We start from the raw sequence: 2987 nt of genomic DNA on the forward strand, positions 1-2987 counted from the left end.
GCTGGCCAAGTTCGAGCTGTAAGCCACATCGGTATCCAGATCGGCGCCGGCAACCCCGGCGCCGCCGAGTCGCGCCCCGCTCTTCCCACGACCCTTCCCCTTCCCGTCGCCACGCACCGCAGGCAAGGCGGTTTCGCTCCCCACCCATTCGGCGCCGGCGCTCGCCGCCCGGAGACCGTCCCCATTTGGAGACACTGCCGTCACCAACATGAAAACAGTGTTCAAAAACCCATGGATCCGACTCTCGCCGAGGGTTTCGAGGCTATAATCACTCCACCCTGGAGAGACGCTCATGGAATGACGCGCTCCGAGGATCATGCCAACCGGCAATCGATAGGGACATCACAAGAATTGCGAAGACTGCAGCGCCGAACGCATGACGCTTCGACGTTGCGGAGAGCACAGAGAGGAGCAAGGTCATGAACAAACCGATCGTCATTGGTGGCGTCATTGCCGCACTGGGTATCGCCGGGGGCATCGCCGTCGGCTCCTATCAATCCTCCGAAAGCGGGCCCAGGTATGCGGAGATCGTCGACGTCGAGCCGATCGTGCAGACCACCGACACACCGCGCGAAGTGTGCAAGAACGTCACGGTGACTCACCAGCGTCCGGTGAAAGACGAGAATCGCATCGCCGGCACCGCGATCGGCGCCATCGTCGGCGGCGTCGTGGGCAATCAGTTCGGTGGCGGCAGCGGCAAGAAGATCATGACGGCGGCGGGTGCCGTCGGTGGTGGCGTGGCAGGGAACCAGGTCCAGCAACAGATGCAGCAGGGCGACACCTACCAGACCACCGAGCAGCGCTGCAGCACCGTCAATGACAGCAAGGAAGAGACCGTCGGTTACGACGTTCGGTATCGCTACGACGGTGAAGTGCATGAAGCCAAGCTGGATGAAAAGCCCGAAGGCGACAAGGTCCTGATGCGCGACGGCAAACCCCAGTGGAAGGAGGATGCTCGTTCCTGAGCTGGCCACGGCCGTCTCCATTTCCATCCCGAAGCCTCTGATGACGGATCAGGGGCTTTCGGCAGATTGCCGGGTCGAGTTCGCGCTTCACGGCCGCCCCTCGGGCCCAGGGCCTATCGATGAGTCGGTTTTCTCGGGCGCCCCTGCGGCCCGATCGGTTGGCTCAGCGCGATTTCGATGGCGCGCTCTCTCTCGATTCCCTTGTCGACGAGCTTCTTGACCCGCGTTTTCAATGTCCCCACCGGCATCCCCGAAACTTGGGCGTGATGGGCCAGGCTGCCCTCACGCGGGGCACTTTTTGTCCGCTGCTGGACGGGCTGAAAATCTCGCACGGTCAATTTCATGGTCTTACCGAATGTTCGCCTCCAACACGGCCATGATGCCAATGCTGCTGAACGGCAACCGCCGCGGATTAAGTGAAGTTACTCTGCCTCACGTCACTCTCGCTCTAATTAACCTGGATCAAGTCATTAACGAAAAAGTATGATGTTTCGCAGGACGAAACGACTCTCGGGCTGGCTAGGGAGTCCGGCTCGACTGGTATTATCGGCATGAATATCAAAAGCTTGAGAACGACGCCGGGCGCGAATCGCAAAGGCGGGAATGACCGAAGGAAGTCGTGTAAAGATAGGGGCAAAAAAACGCCCGACAGACTCGTTCGCTTGCGCTGGAGTCTGTCGGGCCAAAGATCGCGGTATCGCGACCATGAACTTCACGGCTGCGCACGTCAGGTGCGCCCACCTCGATTCGTCAGATCATGAATTCAGTTTTGCACGCCGGAAATCAACATATGGTAGAAACCAACCCATACCAACTACTATGGGTATTAGATTAGCAGGATATCGCCAGGGAGAGAAAGGGGAATTTTCATCGACTTTAGTGTTGCCGGGCGGGTGTCGTCACCTCATCCGCAGCGGGCAGGACGCAATCCCGTGGCCAAGCCAGGTTCACGCTCCCGACCACGGTCGAGCCATTTCGCCGCCGACTGGCGCCGGCGGGTCGCCGTGAATCGCCCCCTCTGGAACGTCAGGGGCGCTAACGGTTAGCGCACACCGGGCAGTCAGGGTCCCTCGGCAGTGCGAAGTGACGCCACTCGCCGTTCAGCGCGTCGAAGGTCGATAACCCACGATGAGGCTGCCCGGCACCACTGATCAACTTCATCGCCTCCAGCGCCTGGAAGCTGCCGATCAAGCCCACCAGCGGCGAGATGACACCGCTCTCCGCGCAGGTCAGGGCATCATCGTCCCCCTGCTCACCGTAGAGGCAGGCATAACATGGCGATCGAGATTGTCGCGGATCGAATACGGCCAGCTGGCCCGAGAAGCGGATGGCCGCACCGCTCACCAGCGGTGTTTCGTTCTCGACACAGGCGCGATTGATGGCAAAGCGGCTGGAGAACCGATCCGTGCAATCCAGCACGACATCGGCCAGCCCGACCTCCGTCATCAATGCCTCTCCGACGAGCCGCGTCTCCAGAGCCCGCACGTCGCATGTCGAGTTCAGGCCCCGTGCCGCGTCGGCCGCGGAACGCGCCTTGGAGCGCCCGAGGCGCCCTTCCGCGTGGGCGATCTGACGCTGCAGGTTGGATAGCTCGACGATGTCGTCGTCGGCGATGACCAGGTGACCGACACCGGCTCCGGCCAGGTAAAGCGCCGCGGGGGACCCCAGGCCACCGGCACCGATGATCAGTACGCGGGACGCCAGCAGGCGCTCCTGCCCGACGATGTCGATCTCGTCGAGCATGATATGACGGCTGTAGCGTAGTAGTGCTTCATCGTTCATGAGTCTTCCTGGGCGCGAAAGCTACGTTGTCGGCCAGAGCCCTCCACGCGTCATCGATCCTCGTCCGGCAGGAGATCTGGGATCGGCAGCGCCAACTCCTCCTTGACCTCTTCCATGACCACGTAGCTCTTGGACTCCTTGACGCCGGGCAGCGTGAGCACCACGTCGCCCAGCAGCTGCCGGTAGGCGGACATTTCGGGAATACGGCATTTAAGAATGTAGTCGAACTGCCCGGAGACC

General features: G+C 61.4%; 5 protein-coding genes. 1 reads left to right on the forward strand and 4 read right to left on the reverse strand.

Going from position 1 to position 2987, the window contains the following annotated elements; all coding sequences use genetic code 11:
• Nucleotides 1–294: hypothetical protein (locus tag AC3AYF_RS19795; RefSeq protein WP_487780246.1), on the reverse strand; the 294-nt coding region annotated here is incomplete at its 3' end.
• 125 nt (nt 295–419) lie between these two features.
• Between AC3AYF_RS19795 and AC3AYF_RS19800 the strand changes: the two genes are divergently transcribed.
• Nucleotides 420–965, forward strand: coding sequence for a glycine zipper 2TM domain-containing protein (locus AC3AYF_RS19800; protein WP_295041298.1), 546 nt, complete (start codon nt 420–422; stop codon nt 963–965).
• Nucleotides 966–1078: 113 nt separating this feature from the next.
• On the opposite strand, the gene AC3AYF_RS19805 is transcribed toward AC3AYF_RS19800, so the two are convergent.
• From AC3AYF_RS19805 to AC3AYF_RS19815, 3 genes are all read right to left on the reverse strand, one after another.
• Nucleotides 1079–1309: a hypothetical protein gene (locus tag AC3AYF_RS19805; protein WP_298838565.1), complete on the reverse strand. Its 231-nt coding sequence runs from the start codon at nt 1307–1309 to the stop codon at nt 1079–1081.
• 691 nt (nt 1310–2000) lie between these two features.
• The gene (locus AC3AYF_RS19810; RefSeq protein ID WP_295041300.1) at nt 2001–2747 is read right to left on the reverse strand and encodes a HesA/MoeB/ThiF family protein; all 747 of its coding nucleotides are present in this window, start codon (nt 2745–2747) and stop codon (nt 2001–2003) included.
• 50 nt (nt 2748–2797) lie between these two features.
• The coding region (locus AC3AYF_RS19815; protein WP_487780247.1) for an Lrp/AsnC ligand binding domain-containing protein at nt 2798–2987 on the reverse strand (190 nt) is incomplete at its 5' end.

It is taken from the genome of Salinicola sp., assembly GCF_982684285.1.

Bases quoted from the DNA above. Each gene is read 5' to 3' on its own strand.
- AC3AYF_RS19800 (WP_295041298.1), top strand. From the start codon at position 420: ATGAACAAACCGATCGTCATTGGTGGCGTCATTGCCGCACTGGGTATC.
- AC3AYF_RS19805 (WP_298838565.1), bottom strand. From the start codon at position 1,309: ATGAAATTGACCGTGCGAGATTTTCAGCCCGTCCAGCAGCGGACAAAA.
- AC3AYF_RS19810 (WP_295041300.1), bottom strand. From the start codon at position 2,747: ATGAACGATGAAGCACTACTACGCTACAGCCGTCATATCATGCTCGAC.